Source organism: Pseudonocardia aurantiaca (genome assembly GCF_039526725.1).
Classification (GTDB): Bacteria; Actinomycetota; Actinomycetes; order Mycobacteriales; family Pseudonocardiaceae; genus Pseudonocardia; species Pseudonocardia aurantiaca.
Genome location: NZ_BAAAJG010000008.1, coordinates 197,852 through 219,464 on the forward strand (window position 1 = coordinate 197,852; position 21,613 = coordinate 219,464).

The 21,613-nt window shown below is 73.6% G+C and carries 20 protein-coding genes; 12 read left to right on the forward strand and 8 right to left on the reverse strand.

What is annotated here, in order from left to right; genetic code table 11:
* Positions 1–46: 46 nt before the first annotated feature.
* From ABD143_RS10800 to ABD143_RS10815, 4 genes are all read right to left on the reverse strand, one after another.
* A complete protein-coding gene (locus ABD143_RS10800; protein WP_343975156.1) occupies positions 47–223 on the reverse strand; it encodes a CsbD family protein in 177 nt (58 codons plus the stop codon).
* Positions 224–305: 82 nt separating this feature from the next.
* Complete coding sequence (locus tag ABD143_RS10805; protein ID WP_343975159.1) at positions 306–677, reverse strand: VOC family protein; 372 nt, start codon at positions 675–677, stop codon at positions 306–308.
* Between the two features lie 103 nt (positions 678–780).
* Entirely contained in the window at positions 781–948 is a 168-nt protein-coding gene (locus ABD143_RS10810) for a hypothetical protein (protein WP_343975162.1), read from the reverse strand.
* 202 nt (positions 949–1,150) lie between these two features.
* Positions 1,151–2,227, reverse strand: a complete 1,077-nt coding sequence (locus tag ABD143_RS10815) for an AbrB family transcriptional regulator (RefSeq protein WP_343975165.1) — start codon at positions 2,225–2,227, stop codon at positions 1,151–1,153.
* Positions 2,228–2,430: 203 nt separating this feature from the next.
* On the opposite strand from ABD143_RS10815, the gene ABD143_RS10820 reads away from it, so the two are divergent.
* Positions 2,431–4,239: an MFS transporter gene (locus tag ABD143_RS10820; RefSeq protein WP_343975168.1), complete on the forward strand. Its 1,809-nt coding sequence runs from the start codon at positions 2,431–2,433 to the stop codon at positions 4,237–4,239.
* Positions 4,240–4,379: 140 nt separating this feature from the next.
* The gene (locus tag ABD143_RS10825) at positions 4,380–4,814 is read left to right on the forward strand and encodes an STAS domain-containing protein (RefSeq protein WP_343975171.1); all 435 of its coding nucleotides are present in this window, start codon (positions 4,380–4,382) and stop codon (positions 4,812–4,814) included.
* Between the two features lie 4 nt (positions 4,815–4,818).
* Here the strand turns inward: ABD143_RS10825 and ABD143_RS10830 are convergent, their stop codons facing one another.
* Positions 4,819–9,057, reverse strand: a complete 4,239-nt coding sequence (locus ABD143_RS10830; protein ID WP_343975174.1) for a SpoIIE family protein phosphatase — start codon at positions 9,055–9,057, stop codon at positions 4,819–4,821.
* A gap of 249 nt (positions 9,058–9,306) precedes the next feature.
* Between ABD143_RS10830 and ABD143_RS10835 the strand changes: the two genes are divergently transcribed.
* Positions 9,307–9,585, forward strand: a complete 279-nt coding sequence (locus ABD143_RS10835; RefSeq protein ID WP_343975176.1) for a hypothetical protein — start codon at positions 9,307–9,309, stop codon at positions 9,583–9,585.
* 133 nt (positions 9,586–9,718) lie between these two features.
* Complete coding sequence (locus tag ABD143_RS10840; protein WP_343977283.1) at positions 9,719–10,948, forward strand: glycosyltransferase; 1,230 nt, start codon at positions 9,719–9,721, stop codon at positions 10,946–10,948.
* A gap of 343 nt (positions 10,949–11,291) precedes the next feature.
* Here the strand turns inward: ABD143_RS10840 and ABD143_RS10845 are convergent, their stop codons facing one another.
* The 3 genes from ABD143_RS10845 to ABD143_RS10855 are packed head-to-tail and all read right to left on the reverse strand — an operon-like array spanning position 11,292 to position 14,409.
* Complete coding sequence (locus ABD143_RS10845) at positions 11,292–12,989, reverse strand: formate--tetrahydrofolate ligase (RefSeq protein WP_343975178.1); 1,698 nt, start codon at positions 12,987–12,989, stop codon at positions 11,292–11,294.
* Positions 12,989–14,209, reverse strand: coding sequence for a methionine adenosyltransferase (gene metK / locus ABD143_RS10850; RefSeq protein ID WP_379659679.1), 1,221 nt, complete (start codon positions 14,207–14,209; stop codon positions 12,989–12,991). The genes ABD143_RS10845 and metK overlap by 1 nt, the downstream gene beginning before the upstream one ends.
* A 5-nt stretch (positions 14,210–14,214) precedes the next feature.
* Positions 14,215–14,409 (reverse strand): hypothetical protein, encoded by a 195-nt coding sequence (locus ABD143_RS10855; protein WP_343975181.1) that lies wholly within the window; start codon positions 14,407–14,409, stop codon positions 14,215–14,217.
* Positions 14,410–14,797: 388 nt separating this feature from the next.
* Here ABD143_RS10855 and ABD143_RS10860 point away from each other — a divergent pair, with 388 nt between their 5' ends.
* The 8 genes from ABD143_RS10860 to fabG all read left to right on the forward strand — a co-directional run bounded on the left by ABD143_RS10860 (position 14,798) and on the right by fabG (position 21,603).
* A complete protein-coding gene (locus ABD143_RS10860) occupies positions 14,798–14,929 on the forward strand; it encodes a hypothetical protein (protein ID WP_343975184.1) in 132 nt (43 codons plus the stop codon).
* 196 nt (positions 14,930–15,125) lie between these two features.
* On the forward strand, positions 15,126–16,211 hold the full coding sequence (locus ABD143_RS10865; RefSeq protein WP_343975187.1) for a glycosyltransferase family 9 protein: 1,086 nt from the start codon (positions 15,126–15,128) through the stop codon (positions 16,209–16,211).
* A complete protein-coding gene (locus ABD143_RS10870) occupies positions 16,208–16,468 on the forward strand; it encodes a hypothetical protein (protein WP_343975189.1) in 261 nt (86 codons plus the stop codon). Before ABD143_RS10865 ends, ABD143_RS10870 begins: the two co-directional genes overlap by 4 nt.
* A complete protein-coding gene (locus ABD143_RS10875; protein ID WP_343975192.1) occupies positions 16,438–17,622 on the forward strand; it encodes a glycosyltransferase family 9 protein in 1,185 nt (394 codons plus the stop codon). The genes ABD143_RS10870 and ABD143_RS10875 overlap by 31 nt, the downstream gene beginning before the upstream one ends.
* A gap of 179 nt (positions 17,623–17,801) precedes the next feature.
* Positions 17,802–18,416, forward strand: coding sequence for a UdgX family uracil-DNA binding protein (locus ABD143_RS10880; RefSeq protein ID WP_343975195.1), 615 nt, complete (start codon positions 17,802–17,804; stop codon positions 18,414–18,416).
* A gap of 251 nt (positions 18,417–18,667) precedes the next feature.
* A complete protein-coding gene (locus ABD143_RS10885) occupies positions 18,668–20,503 on the forward strand; it encodes a hypothetical protein (protein ID WP_343975198.1) in 1,836 nt (611 codons plus the stop codon).
* On the forward strand, positions 20,472–20,645 hold the full coding sequence (locus tag ABD143_RS10890) for a hypothetical protein (protein WP_343975201.1): 174 nt from the start codon (positions 20,472–20,474) through the stop codon (positions 20,643–20,645). The genes ABD143_RS10885 and ABD143_RS10890 overlap by 32 nt, the downstream gene beginning before the upstream one ends.
* 196 nt (positions 20,646–20,841) lie before the next feature.
* A complete protein-coding gene (fabG, locus tag ABD143_RS10895; RefSeq protein WP_343975204.1) occupies positions 20,842–21,603 on the forward strand; it encodes a 3-oxoacyl-ACP reductase FabG in 762 nt (253 codons plus the stop codon).
* Positions 21,604–21,613: the final 10 nt, after the last annotated feature.

Here is a 21,613-nt window from a genome sequence, read left to right on the forward strand (position 1 = left end):
GCCCCGGCCGGTCGGGGGACGGCCGGGGCCCGTGGCGGACGGTGTCTCAGTCGCGCCGGAACGCGTCCTTGACCTTCTCACCCGCCTGCTTGAGGTTGCTCTTGCTCTGGTCGAGCTTGCCCTGCGTCTCGAGTTCCTCGTCGCCGGTGGCCTCGCCCACCTTCTCCTTGGCCTTGCCGCCGAGCTCCTCGACCTTGTTGTCGATCTTGTCGTCGGTTCCCACGTAAGCCTCCGATCGTCGGTCTGTCCCCTGCGGACTACCCGGCTCGGACGGCAATGACACCTCCGATCGGGTTATCCAGGCCCTACCCGCGGCAGAGGCAGAACGGGTGGCCGGCCGGGTCGAGGTAGACGCGGAAGCTCTGACCCGGCTGGACGTCGTGCTTGCGGGCGCCGATCGCGATCACCCGCTCCTCTGCCGCGTCGAGGTCGGGGACGTCGAAGTCGAGGTGGATCTGCTGCGGCATCTCGTCGCTCGGCCACAGCGGTGGCACGTGCCCCGGCGCGAGCTGGAAGGCGAGCGCTGGCCCGCCCGTGGCCGCGAGCTGCACCCAGTCGTCGTCGGTGCGCTCGATTGGCGCGCCCGTGAGCGCGCTGTAGAACTGCGCAAGGGCGAGCGGTTCGCGGCAGTCGAGGGCGACGACGCTGAACCTGGCGATCCCGGTGGTCGTGGTCATGCCGACGCACGGTAGCGCCGCACCCCGACAGCCGGCCGCCGAGATCGAATTCGTGGCTCGTCCACGGCCACGTTGATCACCACGACGCGTTCTCGACGGGTGGTCAGGGCCTCCGGAGGAACAGCTGCCGCCAGAACGGCCCGCGTTCCGTCTCCTGGTCGCGTTGTTCGGACTCCTCCCGCTGCCGGCCTTGTGCGGGCGGCGGTCCGGCCGCGCCGGCGTCCTGCTCCGGTGGGGCCGCCGGTCTCGCGCCGAGCCACATCCGTGCCACGTCGCCTCCCTCGCCGAAATCGGTCTCGCATGATCGCCGACGTGCCGCCGGGGCAACAAGTGATCTTCCGCACAACGGAAAACTCTGTCGACTGTCTGCAGTCGCCCGTCTGCAACGTGGCGGCAGATTGAACCGCACCGCCGTTCGGCCCAGCGCTGGAGGGTGCTGTTGGAGCAACGGAGCGAGCGTCCGGGTGCCGGCTCTACGGCGGCTGGGCGGCGGCAGCCTCGCCGCCACCGCGATGGCGCACGAGCCGGGCCAGGACCGGGGCGACCAGGAGCATGACGATCACCCGCAGCACCTGCACGGCCACGACGAAGGTCACGTCGACGCCCGCGGAGATGGCCGTCGCGAGCACCGCATAGACGCCGCCCGGGGTGGTGGCGAGGTAGCCCTCCAGCGCGGTCGCGCCGGTGAGGGTGGACAGGAGCATGCCCAGCCCGGCGCACGCGGCGATCACGGCGAGGATCAGCGCCGTCGCGAGCGGCAGCAGTCCGAGCACCGTGCGGAGGCTCTCCCGGGTGAAGCGCGCTCCGGCCTGCCAGCCGATCACGGCGTACGCCACCTCGACGATGAGCGTCGGCGGGGTGGCGCCGAACGACCAGCCGGCGAGGTTGAGCACGATCGCCAGTGTCATCGGTCCGAGCAATGCCGCACTGGGAACCCGCAGGAGCCGGGCGATCGCGGTGCCTGCCACCGCGCAGAACAGGAGAAAACCGAGGTCGACGAACCAGGGCGCGCCCGCGGAGGTCTCATTGACCGCGGAGGTGACCGACGCCCCGAACACGACCGCGGCGACCACCGGCATCGTGGCCGTCACGATCCCAACGCGGAGGTACTGCACCACGGCGACCACCCGGTCGTCACCGCCGAGCTCGCGGCTCACCGCCACCAGCCCGGACGCCCCGCCCGCGGTGAGTGCGAGCATCCCGGTCAGCGGGGTGATGCCGGGCCACAGGCCCATCAGCAGCCCGCCGGCCATGCTGATCGCGAGGGTCCCGGAGATGACGAGCAGCACCGGGAGCCAGTCGGCCGCCAGCCCGGCCAGGGTGCCCGGCTGGGCCAGCACGCCGATCACGACGCCGATGACCGCCTGCGCCGCGGCCGTCGCGCTCCGCGGGATCCGGGCGGGCGCCAACCCGGCGAGCGCGAGCGCCGTCGCCACGAGCAGGCCCGCGAACAGCGCAGGAGAGGGGACGCCGAGTGCCGCCATCGCCACGGTGCCCGCCGCGGTGAGCCCGGCGAGCAGCCCCCAGCGCACCCACAGCTGCGATCTCATCGCTCCGATCCTTGATTATTCCGGCCGCCGGGGCGCCGGGAATGAACGGTGGGGTTGCTCACCCATGCACGCGGCCCCCTACTCGACGGGACTCCGAGCCCGCGCTGCCGTCCGCGACCCAGACCGTCTTCGCGTTGCAGAACGACTATCCCGGCGGTCGCGGTCGGAGGTTTTGCCCCCGGGGCGCCCGGCAACACCCGCGCATGACCACGGCGGAGCGCGGTGACCCGTGGGACGCGCGGAACATGGTGGAGACTGACGTCCCCGGCCGGATGGATCGGTTGCCGTGGTCGCGCTGGCACTGGATGGTGGTGCTCGGACTCGGGACCGTCTGGATCCTGGACGGGCTCGAGGTCACGATCGTCGGCGCGCTTGCCGAGCGGCTGACCGAGCCCGACAGCGGACTCGCGCTCTCCGAGACCCAGGTCGGGCTCGCCGCGTCCATGTACGTGGCCGGCGCCGTGGCCGGCTCACTCGCGTTCGGCCACCTGACCGACCGGTTCGGCCGCAAGAAGCTGTTCCTGGTGACACTCTCGCTCTACATCGTGGCCACGACCGCGTCGGCCTTCGCGTTCGATCCGTGGTTCTTCCTGGTGATGCGCTTCCTGACGGGGGCGGGCATCGGCGGCGAGTACGCGGCGATCAACTCGGCGATCGACGAGCTGGTGCCGGCCCGGGTACGCGCCACCGTGTCGCTGGCCGTGAACGGCTCGTACTGGGGCGGTGCCGCCGTCGGCGCCGCGCTCACGCTGCTGCTGCTCGACCCGGCGATCTTCCCGCCCGACGTCGGCTGGCGGGTCGCGTTCGGCCTCGGTGCGGTGCTGGGTCTCGGCATCCTCGTGGTGCGGCGGCACCTGCCGGAGAGCCCGCGCTGGCTCTACACGCACGGGCGCAACGACGAGGCGGAGGAGCTGGTCGCCGGGATCGAGCGGGACATCGAACGCGAGACCGGCCGCCCACTCGACGACGTGCACGAGACGCTGCGGGTACGGCCGCGGCGCAGCACCGGCTTCGGCGAGATCGCCCGCACCGTGCTGCACACCTATCCGCGACGGACGCTGCTCGGGCTCGCGCTGTTCGTCGGGCAGGCGTTCCTCTACAACGCCGTCTACTTCACCTTCGCGCTGGTGCTGGCCACGTTCTTCGGGGTACCGAGCGCGCTGGTCGGGCTCTACCTGATCCCGCTCGCGCTCGGCAGCCTCGCGGGGCCGCTGCTGCTGGGCCGGCTCTTCGACACGGTCGGCCGCCGCACGATGATCAGCGTCAGCTACCTCGGCTCCGGCCTGCTGCTCGTGGCCACCGCCTGGCTGTTCTCGGCCGGCGCGCTGACGGCCTGGACGCTGGCGGCCGCGTGGGCCCTGATCTTCTTCTTCGCCTCGTCCGGCGCGAGTGCGGCGTACCTCACCGTGTCGGAGATCTTCCCGATGGAGATCCGCGCGATGTGCATCGCGCTGTTCTACGCGGTGGGCACCGGCCTCGGCGGGATCATCGGGCCGGTGCTCTTCGGCGCGCTCGTCGAGACGGGGCAGCCCTGGAACGTGGCACTGGGTTACTACCTCGGCGCGGCCATGATGATCGTCGCCGGGCTCGCGGAGCTGGCGCTCGGCGTCGAGGCGGCGCAGCGGTCGCTCGAGGACGTGGCGACACCGCTGTCGGCGCAGGATGACGACGGCGGCCAGAACGACGCCGGGCCGGACGAGCCCCCCGTGGCCGCCGAGCCGGTGCGGGCCGCGCCCCGCCGCTCGGGCGGCGCGAGGGACGAGGACCCGCCCGCCCCGGCGCCGGGTCGCACCCGGTACTCCCCGCACCGCGAGGTCGACGACCCCGCTTGCGACCGCAGGCTCGGCTTGATCCTGGTGGCGCTCCGCGCCGGGCCGCTCACCACCGGCGAGCTGCGCGACCGGGTCGGTGAGTCGGGCGAGCGCGTCGACGCCGACGTCCGCCACGGGCTGGCGTCCGGTGTGCTCGCGGAGACGGCCGACGGCCGGATACGGACCCGATACGACGACTAGCGCGTCTGTGCGGCTACGTGATCACCCCCCTATTTGGGGGGTCCTCGTTGCCTTGCGGCCCGCCCGCGTGCGGAGGATGGTGACGAGCGCGAGCTCCTGACGGGCGACGATGGGGCAGAAATGGCAGACGGGTTCGGGTCATGAATGGCCGGTGCGGGATCCCGGCGCAGCGCCGGGGCACGGCTCCCGTCGACCTGCTGCAGGTGACCGTCGCCGAGGCGCGCGCGGGCGTGCTGGTGGTCGCCCCGGTCGGGGAGGTCGACGTCTCCACCGCCGGCCTGCTGCGCTGCGTCACCCACGAGGCCGTGGAGAGCGGCCCGCGCAGTGTGGTGGTCGACCTGTCCGGCCTGACGTTCTGCGGCTCCACCGGGCTGGTCGCCCTCCTGGCGGCCCGCGAGCACGCGGACCGCCGCGGTGTCGGGTTCGGCACGGCAGGCGGGCGGGCGGGCATGCTTCGGGTCCTGGAGATCAGCGGGTTCGGGCCGGTGCTGCGCCACCACGAGCGGCTCGAGGACGCGCTCGCCGCCGTCGGAAATGGTGTCTCCGCCGAAGGTGACCTGCTAGGGGCGCCCTGAACAGCTAGCCCGTTCGGTCGCGGCCGGCCCGGCCGGCTGTGCCGTCCCCCGGGCCGTCGTCCACCTCGAGCGCGCCGTCGACGCCGCTGAGGGCGAGCGCCCTGCGGACCACGTCGTGCGGCGACACCTCGAGCCGCAGCCGCCCACCGTCCGCGCGTGCGGCGCGGTCGGCCTCGACCAGCAGCGCGATCCCCGCGCTCGCCAGGTACGTGGTGGCGCGCAGGTCGACGGTGACGTCCGGGCCGCCGCGCACGGCCACGGTCAGCTCGTCCCGGATGGCCTGCGCCCCTGCGAGGTCGAGGTCGCCGATGATCTCGATCCGCCGCCCTCCCGGCCCGTGGAGCAGCCGCAGCGCGGTGTTCGCGGCCGGTGGGACGGCGACGGGGGGACGGCTGCGCGCGGACGCCGGCGACGGTGTGAGGGTGAATCGGACCTCGGTGCCCGTCGGGCCCCGGTCGAGCTCCATCCGGCTGCTCACGTCGCGGATCAGCTCGAGCCCCCGCCCGCGGTAGCCGCGGTCGTCCGGCGGGGGGCGCCAGCTCCCCTCGTCGCGCACCCGTGCGCGCACGGTCCCGTCGGGGTCGCGGGACAGCTCCACGGCCATCACGCCCGGCTCGCCGCCGCGGTAGGCGTGCTCGACGGCGTTGGCCGCTGCCTCGCCCAGGGCGAGCTGCAGGTCGTAGGTGTCGTCCTCGTTGAGCCCTGCCGCGGACGTCCACAACAGCAGCGCGGCCCGCAGCTCGCGCAACCTCGGCGCCTCGGCGGGGAGCACCAGCCGCAGCGGCGCGGGCACGAGCCGGGCCACGATGATCGCGACGTCGTCGGCGGGGTCGGGCAGCGACGGCCCGTCGGCCTCCCCGATGGGGGCGGGGTGCGCCTCGGTAGCCAGCGCCTCGCTCACCAGCGCGTCGGTGAGCGCCGGCGGGGCAAGAGCCTGGTGGCGGGCGGCGGCGGCGGCGAGCCGCTCGATCCCGTCGTCGATGAGTTCCCCGCGCCGCTCCACGAGCCCGTCGGTGTACAGCACGATGCTCTCGCCCGGCTCGATCCGCGCCGACCCCGACGTGAACGGCGGCCGGCCGCGGACGGCGAGCACCGTGCCGGTCGCCCCTTCCAGCAGGCGCGTGCCGGCAGGGCCGGTGACCAGGGGCGGCGGGTGTCCGGCCCGCGCCCAGGTGAGCTCCCCGGTCTCCGGGTCGAGCAGGAGGCACGCAACCGTGCTCCCGGCCGCGCCGGGCACGCGGCAGGCGAAGCGGTCGAGCCGTTCCACGGCCTGCACCGGGTCGTGGCCCTCCAGCAGGTAGCCCGAGAGCACGCTCCGGAGCTGACCCATGATCGCTGCCGCCTTCGCGCCCTGGCCGACGACGTCCCCGACGGCGATCGCGACCCGGCCCCCGTCCAGCGGGAGGACGTCGTACCAGTCGCCGCCCGCCTGGGTGCCCCGGGCCCCGGCGAGGTAGCGCGAGGCGAGCGCCAGCCGGTCCAGCCCCGGCAGCGTCGGCGGGAGGAGGCTTGTCTGGAGCGTCTCCGCGATCAGCCGCCGCTCGTCCGCGGCGGCTGCGCGCTCGAAGGCGGGCGCCGCCTGGGCCACCAGCGCGAGGACGAAGTCGCGCTCGTCCGGGGGGAACTCCCGGTCCGTGGTGAAGCTGATGCCGAGCGCGCCGACCACCCGCCCGGCCGCCGTGAGCGGCAGCGCGGCCGCGGCGTGCCGACCGGCCGCGATGCCGTGGTCCAGAACGCCGGGCCATCGCTGCCGCCAGTCCTCCCGGTTGCCGATCCACTCCGGCTCGCCGGTGCGCACCACCTCGGCGATCGGGATCCGGTCGTCGAACCGGACCACGGCGAACTCCTCGAGGGCGGCCTGCGAGTAGCCCACGGCGTGCACGAGCCGGATGCCGCGTTCGGGCTCCACCAGGTACACGCTCATCGCCCCGGCGTCGAACACTTCCCCGAGCCGGGCCACGAGCAGCCGCGCGGCCTCCGCCACCCCCGCCGCAGAGGCGAGGTCCGCGCTGACTTGGTGCAGGTGCCGCTCCCGCGCCCGCTGGCGGTCGGCGGCGAGCATCAGCGACGCGCGCCTGCCCAGCTCGGCGGCCAGGTCCAGCTCGCTCGGCTGGTAGTACCGCGCCCCGTCGAAGTTGACGAAGCCGAGTAGCCCGACCACCCGGCCGCCGATGACGAGGGGCACGACGAGGGTGTTGCTCGCCCCCAGCTGGGCGCGCGCGGCGGCGTCCGGCTCGTCCCTTGCGGCGGCCCGGTTCAGCTCCTCGGTGACCGACACCAGCACGGGCAGCCCGGGTGCGAACGCGGACACCAGCTCCGGCGGCAGCCGGGTAGGGGCGAGCGCGAGCAGCGCGGCGCGCACCGTCTCGTCGTCGTGGGCGACAGTGACCCGGCGCGCCAGCCCGTCCGGCCCGATCAACGAGACGACGGCGGCGTCGCCGAGGTCGTGCATGACGAGATCCGCGAGCGCGGCGAGCCGCTCCTCGGCCGTGCCCTCGTCGCCGACCAGGCGCCCGGTCTCGGCGAGCAGCTCCGCGTGGCGCTCCGCGCGCTTCTGCTCGGTGACGTCGACCGTGAGGCCCTGCGCGACCACGGGCTGCCCGTCGGGCCGGGTCACGACGTGCACTACCTGATGCAGCCACACCACCCGCCCGTCGATCGCCACGGCGCGGTAGGTGATGTCGTGGTCGAGCCCGGCGGCCGTGCGGTCGCTGGTGTACGCGAGCGTCTCCTCGCGGTCGTCCGGGTGGATGATCGCAGGCCAGAAGCCCGGGTCGTCGCGCCACCGGCGGGCGGGGTGCCCGAGCAACTCCTCGGCGCGGTCGGACACGAACGTGAACCGCAGCGAGCGGACGCCCGAGTCCCACTCTGCCTCCCACACGATCGCGGCGAGACCCTGCACCATCGCGCGCAGCCGCGCCGCCGCCGCGTCGGAGACCTTGCGGGCGGCGTGCTCCGCGGCGACGTCCCGGCGCGTCTCCTCGGCGCGGCGCTCGTCGGTGACGTCCACCGTGGTGCCGAGGAAGCCGGTGACCTCGCCGTCAGGGCCACGCAGTGGCCGGGCCGAGGACCGCACGTGCCGCACCGACCCGTCGCGGGCCACCACCCGGTAGCCCTGCTCCCATGCGACGCCGGCGCGCACCGCCGCCGACCATGCCGCCACAGTCGCTGCGCGGTCGCCCGCATGTACCTGGTCGACCCACGCGGTGCCGGCCAGCTCGTCTGCGGTGCGCCCCCACAGCTGCGCCACCTGGTCGTTGACGAAGGTCGTGGCGCCGCAGGGGTCGGTGACCCAGATCCCGACCGGCGCCTGGGCGACGAGCGTGCGGTAGCGCTCGCTCTCCTCGAACCTGCCGCCGTCGGCGGATCCGCGGGGGCGGTCCCCGCACATCGCGGTGGTGAGCTCGTCCGCCACCAGGCGCAGAAATGCGCGGTACTCCTCGTCCACCGGCCGGTGCAGGGGCAGGCCGAGCACCAGCGCGCCCCGGTCGGCAACGGGGAGCACCATCGCGGGCCCCTGCGCGGCGACCAGCTCCGGCTCTCCGCTTTGCACCACGCGCCGCGCCGCTCGCCCCAGGTCGCCGTCGGCGTCGAGGGCCGGCGCACCCGGCGCCAGCCCGTAGGATGCCGCGATCCGGCCGTCGTGTGTGTAGAGCGCCGCGAACGGCAGGTCATCCGGGTTGTGGGTCAGAGCGTCGACGGCCGCGACGGCCGCCGCGTCCGCGCGACCGATCCGGGCGGCCGCGACCTCCCCGAGCCGCCGCAGCGTCGCGAGCCTGCGCTCAGCCACCACCCGCGCCGTGGTGTCCTCCGCGGTGGTGAAGACGCCGAGCACCTTGCCGTCCTCGCCGCGGACCGGCGCGCACGAGCCCGCCCAGAAGACCTCTCCGAGACGCTCCCCGGGCAGGTGGGCGGACACGCCGTCGTCGAGCACCCGGCGCAGGAGCGGCCCGAGCGTGGGCCACAGGTCGGGGAACGCCTCGGCGCCCGGCAGGCCGAGCCGGGCCGGCTGCTCCTCGCCGAGGAGCGCCATCGCTGCGTCGTTGTAGAGCACCACGAGGTCGGGGCCCCACCAGAGCAGCGCCGGACCGCGGGACTCCAGCATGATCCCGGTGGCGGTGCGCAGCGCCGCAGGCCAGGAGCCGACTGCGCCGGCGGAGGTCGCCGACCAGTTCAGTGCTCCGATGATGCGCCCTGTCGCCCCGCCTGTGCGGAGGAAGGGGAGCTCCCGCGCGGCGGTCACCAGCGCGAGTGTAGGGCGAGGACCGGGCGTGCGCCCTCTGAAGCCCACCCGTCCCGGCGTTTCGCGCGCGGCGCCATCGGGCACCTCGTCAGCCCTGATCACACAATGCGAAGCGGGGAGACCCTGCGCGGTTAGCCCTGGTCAGCGCGCCTCCTCGAGCGGCGGTGACGGTGCGTAAGGTTCGTAACTGCTGGTAGCAGTTGGGGTGATCCGCGTTTTGGTCGTCGGCGCTCAGGAGACACCCAGGGGGTGAAAACCCTCGTCTGGCACGTCGACGACTCGTGGACCACGGCGTTCGTCCGGGGTGCCCATCGCTACCTGCTGCCGGTTCTCCCCGAGTGCGGCCGGTGGGGCGGTGGGTCGGCGGCATGGGACCGGCCCGAATCCGCCGTCGAGGTGCCGGTCACCGCACTCGCGGACACCGACGTGGGCACCGACGCGCTGGACACCGGGCCCGGTGTGCGTCCCGTCGTCGGCAACCTGCCGCAGCCCCGGATGCACGCCGAGATGGCGTGGCGGCGGGCGTAGGTCCGCGCACGCCGTGCGTCACTACGGCCTCGACCGGTTCCTCCGCGACTGGAACGTCCTGGCGGAGGCGACCGAACACCACCGAGCAACCCGGCCCCTTTGCGGCCGCCACTAGTGAAAGGAGCGGATGACGATGCGCATCGCGATGGTCTCCGAACACGCCAGCCCGCTCGCCGCCCTCGGTGGCGCCGACGCGGGCGGCCAGAACGTGCACGTGCTGGAGCTGAGCTCGGCGTTGGCCGACGCCGGGCACGAGGTGACGGTCTGGACCCGCCGCTACGCCGCGAACCTCCCGGACGGTGTGCCGCTGCGTCCCGGTGTGGTGGTGCGACACGTGACGGCCGGCCCTGCCGAAGTGCTCCCCAAGGACCATCTGGTGCCGCACCTGCCCGCCTTCACCCGGGAGCTCGAGACGGCGTGGGCGCAGGATCGGCCGGACGTCGTCCACGCGCACTTCTGGATGTCCGGAATGGTGGCGCTCGCGGCGGCCGCTGGACGCATGCCGGTCGTGCAGACGTTCCACACCCTCGGCGCCGTCAAGCGGCGCCACCAAGGCAGTCACGACACGAGCCCGGAGGGGCGCGTGCGCGCTGAGCTGGCCGTGGCCCGGCAGGCCGACCGTGTGCTCGCCACCTGCACCGACGAGGTGTTCGAGCTGGCCAGGATGGGTGCGCCGCGCCGCCGCATGACCGTGGTGCCGTGCGGCGTCGACACCTCGGCGTTCACTCCGCAGGGCCCCGTCGCGGAGCGGGGAGGCCGGCCGCGGCTGGTGTCGATCGGCCGGCTCGTGCGGCGAAAGGGCGTCGACGAGGTCATCGAGGCACTGCGCCGCCTCCCGTCCGCCGAGCTGGTGGTCGCGGGCGGGGCAGGCGACGGCGACCCGGACGCCGCGCGCCTGCGCGAGTGCGCGTCCCGCGCCGGCGTGGAGGACCGGGTGCACCTGATCGGTCCGGTGGCCCGCCCCGACGTGCCCGCGCTGCTGCGCTCGGCCGACGCCGTGGTCTGCGTGCCGTGGTACGAGCCGTTCGGGATCGTGCCGTTGCAGGCGATGTCCTGCGGCCGCCCGGTCGTGGCGAGCGCGGTCGGGGGGATCCAGGACACCGTGGTCGACGAGGTCACCGGCCTGCTGGTGCCGCCGCGCCGTCCCGACGCGCTCGCCGCGGCGCTGCGCGACCTGCTCGGATCACCAACCCGCGCCGCGGCGTTCGGCATCGCGGGCCGGGACCGGGTGCTCGCCCGCTACGGATGGGAGCGCGTCGCGGTTGCCACCCAGGCCGTCTACGAGGACGTCATCGACGCCCGCGGCGCCCGCAGGGCCGATGACGCCGACACCGAGGTGGAGACCGCGGGGGCGGCGCAATGAACCGGCTGCGCCGGCCTCGATGCTGATCGCCGCGCACGCGGCGCCAGGGGCCGACGTCGTGCACACCCCCGCGCGCTCTTCCACCTGCGTGTCTGCTTGCGGACGCCGTTCTCGATGTCGCGCCCGCGCGGGAGGAGGAGGCGCAGACCGACCGCGTAGAGGCGGATCGCCGCGAACCCCAGCACGAGGCCGACGGGCAGCAGCAGGATCGTGATGGACAGGACGATCGCGAGTACGAGGAGCAGCGACGCGAGGAGCCGGACCAGCCGCGAAGACGACGACGGCGGGCGACATGTCCGGTTCGTACCCATCTCCCGGGTTGGTGCGCCGCCCGCCGCGCGTGTCAGGAGAGGTTGACGATCTCCCCGTCCGCGTCCAGGTCGATCTTGTGGGCGGCGGGGTGCGCGCCCAGCCCGGGCATGGTGCGCATGTCGCCGCAGATCGGGTAGATGAACCCGGCCCCGACCGACGCACGCACCTCCCGTACCGGGAGCCGCCAGCCGGTCGGCGCGCCCGTGAGCGAGGCGTCCGACGAGATCGACAGGTGCGTCTTCGCGATGCAGACGGGGAGGTTGCCGAACCCGTTGCGCTCGTAGGAGTCGATCTGGCGCGCCGCGGGCGGGTCGTAGTCGACGCCGTCGGCGCCGTAGACCTGCCGTGCGACGACCTCGATCTTCTCCCGCAGGGTGGCCGAGCTCGGGTAGAGGAACCGGAACTCCGACGGCTCGTCCGCCGCCTCAGCCACGGCCTGCGCCAGCTCGGTCGCGCCCCGGCCGCCGTCCGCGAAGTGCGTGCACACCGCCGAGCGCGCGCCCATCGACGCCGCGATCTCGGCGATCGCCGCGTGCTCGCTGGGGTGGTCACCGGGGAAGGCGTTGATCGCGACGACGGCCGGCACGCCGTGCAGCCGGATGTTCTCGATCTGCTTGCGCAGGTTGGCCCCGCCGACGTGCACCTCATCGGGGTTCTCCGCGAGCAGCGCCTCCGGCAGCGCGCGGCCCGCCACGACCCGGTGCTTCCCCGAGTGCGCTTTCAGCGCCCGCACGGTCGTGACGACGACGGCCGCGTCCGGCGTGAGGCCAGAGGCCCGGCACTTGATGTTGAAGAACCGCTCGGCCCCCATGTCGGCGCCGAACCCGGCCTCGGTGATGAGGAAGTCGCCTGCGCGGATGCCGATCAGGTCGGCGACGACGGACGAGTTGCCGTGCGCGATGTTGCCGAACGGGCCGGCGTGCACGAGCACGGGCGTGTTCTCCAGCGTCTGCAGGAGGTTCGGAGCCATCGCGTCGCGCATGATCACGGCCATCGACCCGGCGCCCCCGAGGTCCTCGGCCGTCACCGGCTTCCCGTCGCGGGTGTAGGCCACGACGATCCGGCCGAGGCGCTCACGCATCTCCGGCACCGACCGGGCGAGCGCGAAGATCGCCATCACCTCCGACGCGGCGGTGATGTCGAAGCCGGTCTGGCGCGGCACGCCGTCCAGGCGCGACCCGAGCCCGACGATCACGTTGCGCAGCGCGCGGTCGTTGACGTCGAGCACGCGCCGCCACGTGATGTTGTGCTGGTCGATCTCGCTTTCGTTGCCCTGGAACAGGTGATTGTCGAGCACCGCGGACAGCATGTTGTGCGCGGCGGTGACGGCGTGGAAGTCGCCGGTGAGGTGCAGGTTGAGCTGCTCCATCGGCACGACCTGTGAGTACCCGCCGCCCGCGGCGCCGCCCTTGATGCCGAACGTCGGTCCCATGGAGGGCTGGCGGATCGCGACGGTGGCGCGCTTGCCGATGTGCCGCATGGCCTGGCCGAGGCCCACGGTGGTGGTGGTCTTGCCCTCGCCCAGCGGCGTGGGGGTGACGGCCGAGACCACGACGTACTTCGCTTTCGGCCGGTCGCCGAGCTCGTCGATGGCGGCCAGGTCGATCTTGGCGACGTCGCGTCCCCACGGCGTGACCAGGTGTGGCCCGATCCCCATCTCGGCGGCGACGTCGGCCAGGGGCTTGAGCGTCGCGCCCTTGGCGATCTCCAGGTCGGACGGAAAGGTCATCAGCCCAGCCCCGCCGCCGCACGCAGGGCGTCGGCCTTGTCGGTCCGTTCCCACGTGAAGTCGGGGTCGTCGCGCCCGAAGTGCCCGTATGCAGCGGTCTTGCCGAAGATCGGCCGGTTGAGCTGCAGGTGCCGGCGGAACGCGGCCGGGCGCAGGTCGAAGTGCTCGTCGACGAGCTTGCGGATCGTCGAGACCGGCACCTGCTCGGTGCCGAATGTCTCCACCAGCAGCGACAGCGGCCGGGCCACCCCGATCGCGTAAGCCACCTGCACCTCGACCGTGTCGGCGAGGCCCGCGGCAACCAGGTTCTTGGCGACGTAGCGGGCGGCGTAGGCGGCGGAGCGGTCCACCTTGGAGGAGTCCTTGCCGGAGAAGGCGCCGCCGCCGTGGCGGGCGAACCCGCCATAGGTGTCGACGATGATCTTGCGGCCGGTGAGGCCCGCGTCGCCGACCGGACCGCCGATCACGAACCGGCCGGTCGGGTTGACGTAATAGTTCTCCTTCAGCTCCTCCGCCGAGTACAGCTCGGCCGGGATCTCCGGGGTGACGACGTGCTGCCACAGGTCGTCGCGGATCTGCTCGGTCGAGACGTCCTCGGCGTGCTGCGTGGAGATCAGGATCTTCTCGACGGCCACCGGCACGCCGTCCCGGTACCGCACGGTCACCTGCGTCTTCCCGTCCGGGCGCAGGTAGGGCAGCGTCCCGTCCTTGCGCACGGCGGCCAGCCGGCGCGACAGGCGGTGGGCCAGCGCGATCGGCAGCGGCATCAGCTCGGGCGTCTCGCGGGTGGCGAAGCCGAACATCATCCCCTGGTCGCCCGCGCCCTCGCTGTCCAGCTCCTCCTCGCTGAGCGTCCCGCCGTGCTGGTGGCTCCGGCTCTCGAAGGCATGGTCCACGCCCTGCGCGATGTCCGGCGACTGCTTGTCGAGCGTCACCATCACGGCGCAGTGGCGGCCGTCGAACCCGTAGGCGCCGTTGTCGTAGCCGATCTCGCAGACCGTGCGCCGCGCGACCTCCGCGAAGTCGATGGTGGCGGTCGTCGTGATCTCCCCGGCCACGACGACGAGCCCGGTGGTGATGAGCGTCTCGCAGGCCACGCGGGCGGCCGGGTCGGCGGCGAGCGCGGCGTCGAGGATCGCGTCCGAGATCTGGTCGGCCATCTTGTCCGGGTGGCCCTCGGTGACCGACTCCGACGTGAAGAGGTGCTCGTTCTCGGCCAGGGGGATCACGTGTCCTTCTTCTCCTTGTGCAGGCGGCCGCGGACTGCGGCGGCGGCTGTGGTCATGGCGCGCAGCTTCGCGCGGGCGGCGTCGGCGGGGACATAGCGGAGTCCGCAGTCCGGGGTGACGAGTATGCGCTCAGGCGGGAGGACCGCGAGCGCCCGCCCGATCCGGCGTTCGACCACCTCGACCGGCTCCACTCGGCGGTCTTGACGTCCGGCACGCCGACGCCGAGCGCGCGGTCCCACCGGTATCCCTCCACCAGGTGGAGATCCTCGTCGCCCTTGCGCGCGAACTCCAGCAGGAGCCGGTCGACGGTGGCGTCGAGCACGGCGGGGAACAGGAAGTCGTAGTGGCCCTCCCACAGTGGGCGCGCGTACCGGTTGCCGTAACAGACGTGCGGCGCCCACGTGGCGGCACGTCCTTCGTGACGATGTTGACCGCCTCGACGGCCGGCGCCACGTCTTCAGGGTGCCCTGCGGTTCGTCGATCTGCAGCAACTCGGCGGCCGCGTCCGCGAGCGCGGCCGCCTCGGCGTAGAGCACCCGCGCGACGGCGCGGACGTGGTCGGCACGGTCGGCGTAGGCCGTGGGGACGTCGCAGCGCAGCCGCCGCGACAGCGAGAACGGCCCGGTACCGCGCCTCGCCGTGCCGGCGTCCACAATCGACCTGCCGGAACGGGCAGGCGACCGGGCCGCGGACGCCGGTCACCTCAAGTAGCAGTTTTTGTTTCATCCAGTCCTTCTTGGACATCTCTTCCTGCGTGTCCGCTCGCCGCGCCCAGGAGCCCGTCCTGTTCGACCGGGACGGGGCCCGTGCCGACCCCTGTGACGCGGCCCGACGAGGTGAGCGCGGCTCCGGTCGTGCGGCCCGACCTCCTGGCGGCTGTACGTCACCTGCTCGGCGAGACGACCCCGTGACCCGCCGGGTGTTGGTCGTCCGGCTCGACGGGACCGGCGACGTCCTGCTCGCCGGCCCCGCCGTGCGGGCCGTGGCCGCCGCCCCGGACACCGAGGTCTCGCTGCTGTGCGGCCCGGCGGGCGAGGCGGCCGGGCGGCTCCTGCCGGGTGTGCGGCACGTGCTCGGCTGGGCCAGCCCGTGGGTCGTGGCCCCGGCCCCCCCGGTGACCCGGGCCGGCGTCGACGACGTGGTCGCGATGCTCGCCGGGCACGCGTTCGACGAGGCCGTGGTGCTGACCTCATTCCACCAGTCGCCGCTGCCGACCGCGCTGGTCCTGCGGCTGGCCGGGGTCCCGCGGATCACCGGCGCGTCCGTCGACCACGCAGGCACGCTCCTCGACGTCAGGCTCCGACCCGGCGCCGGACCCGGCGACGATCTGCCGGAGGACCTGCCCGAGCCGGAACGCGCGCTCGCGATCGCCGCCGCCGCGGGCTACCTCCTCCCCTTCGACGACGACGGGCGGCTCGCGGTGCACCCGCCGCCGCCGGTGACCGCGCTGCTCGGCCCGGTCGCTGACGAGCCGTACGTCGTGCTGCACCCAGGCGCCACCGTGGCGGCCCGGCAGTGGCCCGTCGAGCACCACCGGGCCGCGGCCGCGTTGCTGGAGCGCGACGGGATCCCCGTCGTCGTCACCGGCAGCCGGGACGAGCGCGCCCTCACCGCCACCGTCGCGGGTGGCCGGTCGGTGGACCTCGGCGGCCGCACCGACCTCGCCCACCTCGCCGGGGTGCTCGCGGGGGCCTCCGCCGTCGTCGCCGGCAACACCGGCGCCGCCCACCTGGCCGCGGCCGTCGGCACCCCGGTGGTCTCCCTCTTCTCCCCGGTCGTACCCGCCCTCAAATGGCGGCCCTACAAGGTGGCGCAGGTGCTGCTCGGCGACCAGGACGCCCCGTGCCGCGACACCCGCGCGCGGGACTGCCCCGTGCCGGGCCATCCGTGCCTGCGCGGGGTGCCACCGGAGGAGGTCGTCGCCGCCCTGCGCCGCCTGACCGCTGCGCGCCCCGAACCCGGACCCGAGCTCGTCCAAAAGGGACTCCCGTGACCAGCACGCTCCCCACCCGCGTGACCTCGAGCCGCGCGCCGCGGCCCGTCGGCACCGTCCTCATCACCGGCGCCGCGTCCGGCCTCGGCCGGGCGGTCGCCCACGCCGGCGCGGCCGCCGGGGGCCGCCCCCTGCTCCTCACCAGGGCCCTGGCCACCGAGGTGGCCGACGCGGTCCGCTACGGGCTGACCCGCCCGGAGGGCTGTGAGGTCCGGGAGCTGGTCGTGTGCACGGCCCCGGAGCCGTCGTGGCCGTGATGGGCTCCGTCCGGTTCTCGCATCCGGGCGCCGACCGGGGCGGCCCGGTCGACCTCGGCGCGGCGCGGCGGATCCTCGCGGTGCGCGCCGACAGCATCGGCGACGTCGTGACGACGACCCCGGCGCTACGGGCGATCCGCGCCGCGGCCCCGCAGGCGGATCTCGACCTGCTCGCGTCGCCCGCCGGGTGGGCGTTGGCGCCGATGATCGAGGACCTCGACGGTGTGCTGACCGTGTCGCCGTCCTCGCAGGAGCTCTCGGGGCGGCATCCGGGGAGAGCTGGGGACTCCGTCGCCGAACGCGAGCTGCTCGACCGGCTCACGACCGCGCGATACGACGTGCTGCTCGTCTTCACCTCGTTCTCGCAGTCCCCGTGGCCGGTCGCGCACCTCGGGCTGCTCGCCGGGATCGGCACGCGCGTGGTGCACTCCCGGGAGTTCGGCGGCGCTGTCGCCACGCACTGGGTGACCCCGCCGCCCGACCGGACCCACCAGGTCGACCGGGCGCTGCACCTGCTCGCCTCGATCGGCGTGCCGGACCGGGGCCGGGCGCCCGCGCTGCGGGTGCCGCCCGACGCCGACGAGGCGGCCGACCGCCTCGCTCCACCAGGTCCGTTCGCGCTGCTCGCGCCGGGTGCCTCCTGCGCTGCGCGGCGCTACCCCGCCGAGCGCTTCGGAGCCGCCGCCGCGCGGCTGGCCACGAGCGGGCTCCCGGTCCTCGTGGCCGGAACCGCGTCCGAGGACGAGCTGGTGGCGCGAGTGGTCGCGGCCGCGGGTCACCCGGCCGTCACACCTGTCCCGCCCGCCCCGCTCACGGTCTTCGCCGCGCTGCTGCGGCGTGCGGCCGTGGCGATCACGAACAACTCGGGCGCCATGCACATCGCAGACGCCGTCGGCACGCCCGTGGCAGTCACTTACGCCGGGACCGAACGGCTCGCCGAGCTGCGGCCCCGGTCGGTGCCCGCCGCCCTGCTCCGCCGGTCCGTCGCCTGCTCGCCGTGCCGGCAGCTGCAGTGCCCGTTCGGGCACGAGTGCCTGGACGTCCCGCCCGCCGAACTCGCCGCCGCCGCCCTGGCCCTCGTGCCACGAGTCGTGGCCACCCCCGCACCTCCGGAAGGGCAGCCACGGTTGCGCCACACCACCCCGACCCGATGAGCCCGCGGCCCGTACCAGCCGCGCTCGCAGGCGAAATCGCCGAACGCGCCCCGCGGATCGTCGTTGTCGGGAGGTGTCTGACCTCCTGGGGGCCGTGCTGACGTCCCGCCGGCGGCCCCTGCCCCGGCCCCTGCGGTCGCCGGCGGTTCCCGCGCCTGACGGCCGGGTAGCCGATCGAGGTGAGTGCCTCCCTTCCCCCTGCGACCGGGACGCCCGCTGACCTGGACGCCCTGCGCCGCGCCGCCGCCTGCTGCACCAACTGCGACCTGTACCGGGAGGCCACGCAGACCGTGTTCGGCGAGGGTCCGCACTCGGCGTGGCTGATGCTCGTGGGCGAGCAGCCGGGCGACCGCGAGGACCGGGAGGGCAAGCCGTTCGTCGGCCCCGCGGGGCGCGTGCTCGACGCCGCGCTCGAACGGGCGGGGATCGAGCGCGCAGAGGTGTATCTGACCAACGTGGTGAAGCACTTCCGATTCGAGCGCGTCGGTAAGCGCCGCATTCACAGGGAACCCCGCGTCACGCACATCAAGGCCTGCCGGCCGTGGCTGGACGGGGAGCTGGCCGCCGTGCGTCCCGCGGTGCTCGCGACCCTCGGGGCGATCGCGGCGAAGGCACTCCTCGGCCCCACCTTCAAGGTCACCGCGCAGCGCGGCACCGTGCTCGGCTGGGCGGGTTTCCGGCTGGTGCCCACCGTGCACCCGTCGTCGATCCTGCGGGTCCCACCCGAGACCCGCGACGAGGCGCTCGCCGCTCTGGTCCGCGACCTGGGCGTGGTGGCGGCGCTGCGGCCCTGATTCACCGGTTCTTCGCGCCCGCCGCGGGTAGCGGAGATGCATGGGTGGAGCGCTGCTGCGCAGCCTGATCGGGCGCATCGGCGGCGTGCATGGTGTGTGGGACCACGTGCGCGTCGGCGGCAGGGGGAGGAGGCGGACGCGCGGCAGACGGCCCGGTCCTTCGATTGACGCCGTTCCTCGATTGACGCCGTTCCTCGATTGACGGCGTGCTCGATTGACGGGAGCACCTGGGGCCGCAACGCTGCACGGTCGTGATCAACCGCAGGACGGCGGCAGCGCCACGCTCGCCGGGTCGTCGCCGTACGCGCTGGCACTTCTACTGGTTCCTCGCCACGGCCTCCGCGGTCGTGTTCTTCGTCCTCGCGGCGCTGGACCAACCCGTCGGCGGCGTGCTCGTGCCGCCGTTCAGCTGGCTGGTCCGGGTGGTCCTGATGCTCGCCGGGTGCGTCACGGTGGTGACGGCGTTCGTGGCGACGAGGGCGTTGTCGAGCGCTCGGGGGCCGGAGGTGTCGCAGGTGCTGCCCCGCCGCCTGCCGGCCCGCTACCTCGGGTCGTTCCCGTCGCTGGACGCGCTGCAGAGCGACCGCAGGCACGTCACCGACACGTACGCCAAACGCGCGATCGTGCTGTTCGGGCGGATGCTCACCGACCCGGCGTACCGCCTGCGGCTCGAGGAGACGATCACACTCGACTCGGACAAGGCCAGGACGCAGTCGAAGGCGGAGTACTCCATCCCGTGGCCGGAACGGAGGGGTCTGGCCGAGGAGTGCCGGGACGTCGCCCGGCCCGAGGTGGTGCTCGTTCCGCTGCTGTGGCCGCTCAAGGGCACCTTGCTGGACGACCTCGTGATCACCGACTCGCGTGGGGTACGCCTGGTCGCGCTCTCGCGGGCCGAGACGTCGGCGCTGGTGGGATGGGCGTGTGTCCCACTGTTCTCGGCCGCGGTCTCGGGAGACCCGGGCAGCCGGTTCGACGTGAGCCGGTGGGCGGTCATGAACCGGATCCGCCAGCTCATCGCCTACCCGGACCCCATCGACCCCGACGAGCTGTGGGAACGCATCGAGGCGACGATGCGCGACCACGACCTCGACCCGGGCGCCCTCGCCGAGGCCCACCCGGGGGCGTACGCCAACTTCCGCAAGACGTGCCGCTCGCTCGCTCAGCGCTACGTCCTCGCCGTGGAGGTCCCCGTCCCGGATGGCGCCCTGTTGTCGATCCAGTACACGCGCAGCGTGACGGTGCGGTCGTTCGGGCCCGGCGGGCTGCGCGGGGAGATCGAGGACATGATCGGGCTGGAGCCGAGCCGGTTCGAGATCGCGATCGTCGCCGCAGAGCTCTACGCCAGCTACCACGCCGAGATCGACGGCCGGGCGCAGGACCGCTACGTCCGGTTCCAGGAGGTGGTCAACAACGACGCCGAGGGTTCCCCGCCGGTCGACGACTCGGTGTTCCAGCTCAACCCGGCCCGCCCGGACCACCCGCCGCGGATGATGTTGCGCAACGACTCCGGCTACATCTATCCGCACCTGCACCTGACGAACCTCGGGTATCTGGAGGCGCCGCCGAGGCTGAGCTGGCGCGTGCACTTCGAGGAGATCCCGCCGGGCGGGCTCGGTCCGGTTGTCGCCATGTCCACCGCGGTCACCCTGATCACGATGGTGTTCGCGCTCGCCGCGGCCCGGATCACGGCGTTGGACCTCAACGCGCCTGCACTGGCGCTCGCCGTCCCGCTGTTCGTGATCACGGTGTTCGGCTTCTCGTTCACGCGGCTCATCCGCTCGACGCTGACGGTCGTCGGCGGTTTCGTCGCGGCGTCCGTCCTCGCCGTGTTCGCCGTCGTCACCCTGCTGACCCTGCGGGACGTCGGGCCGGGCGAGCTGCAGCCGTTCGTCCTGAGCGGATGGACGGTTCTCGGGCTGCGGTTCCACCTGCTGCTCGCGCTGTGCGCGCTGGCGGGCCTGATGCTGACCAGCTACCTCACAGCGGTGCTCATCATCTGGACGCGGCGGTATCGTGTGCATCAGCAGCGGGTGCACGACATCATCGGAGGCGACCATGACGGTGCCGGAGCTCCTCACCGACGATGACGTCCTGGCCGGCGAGGTGCTCGTCGAGGACGAGGACGCCCCGCTCCTCGGGTTCCACTGGGAGTTCTCCCGCGCCGAGAGCGAGCGCTTCGGCAAAGCGATTCTGAGCGCCATCGCCTCCGACGACCAAGGAGGGTCCTGAACAACTCCGCCCGTAGCGAGCGGCGTCCAGCGCGCGCAGTAGGGCCGAGGTGTTCAGGGCGCTCCTAGAGCCTCAGCAGGCGGGGTGACCCCGGCGGCCGCGGCGAGTGGTGACGTGCCCCACCCCCGTGTGTCCTTGGCGGTGCAGTGTCCGAGACTGCGGGTACTGCCGCCGATGACGACTGGAGTGAGTGCACATGGCCGAGAGCCCGCAGCGGGTTGCGATCGTGACGGGAGCGGCGCGGGGGATCGGTGCCGCAACCGCCCTCCGGCTGGCTGCCGACGGACTTGCGGTCGCGGTGGTCGACCTGGAGGAGACCGCAGCCAAGGCCACGGTCGACGCCATTGCGGCGGCGGGCGGGCGCGGGCTCGCCGTGGGTGCCGACGTGTCCGACGCCGAGCAGGTCGAGGCCGCCGTCGCGCATGTGGCCGCCGAGCTGGGCGCGCCGACCGTGCTGGTCAACAACGCCGGCGTCACCCGCGACAACCTGCTGTTCAAGATGACCGAGGTCGACTGGGACACGGTCTTGGGCGTTCACCTGCGCGGCTCGTTCCTGATGAGCCGCGCGGTGCAGAAGCACATGGTCGAGGCGAAATGGGGCCGGATCGTCAACCTGTCGAGCACGTCCGCGCTCGGCAACCGCGGCCAGGCCAACTACGCCACCGCGAAGGCCGGCTTGCAGGGCTTCACGAAGACCCTCGCGATCGAGCTGGGCAAGTTCGGGGTCACGGCCAACGCCATCGCGCCCGGGTTCATCGTCAGCGACATGACGAAGGCGACGGCCGAGCGGATCGGCCAGGACTGGGACACCTACGTGGCCGCGCGGGCCGCGGAAATCCCGGTGGCCCGGGCGGGGCAGCCCGAGGACATCGCCCACGCCGTGTCGTACTTCGTGAGCGAGCAGGCCGGCTTCGTCTCCGGCCAGGTGCTGTACGTGGCCGGCGGTCCGAAAGCCTGATTCAGTAGCT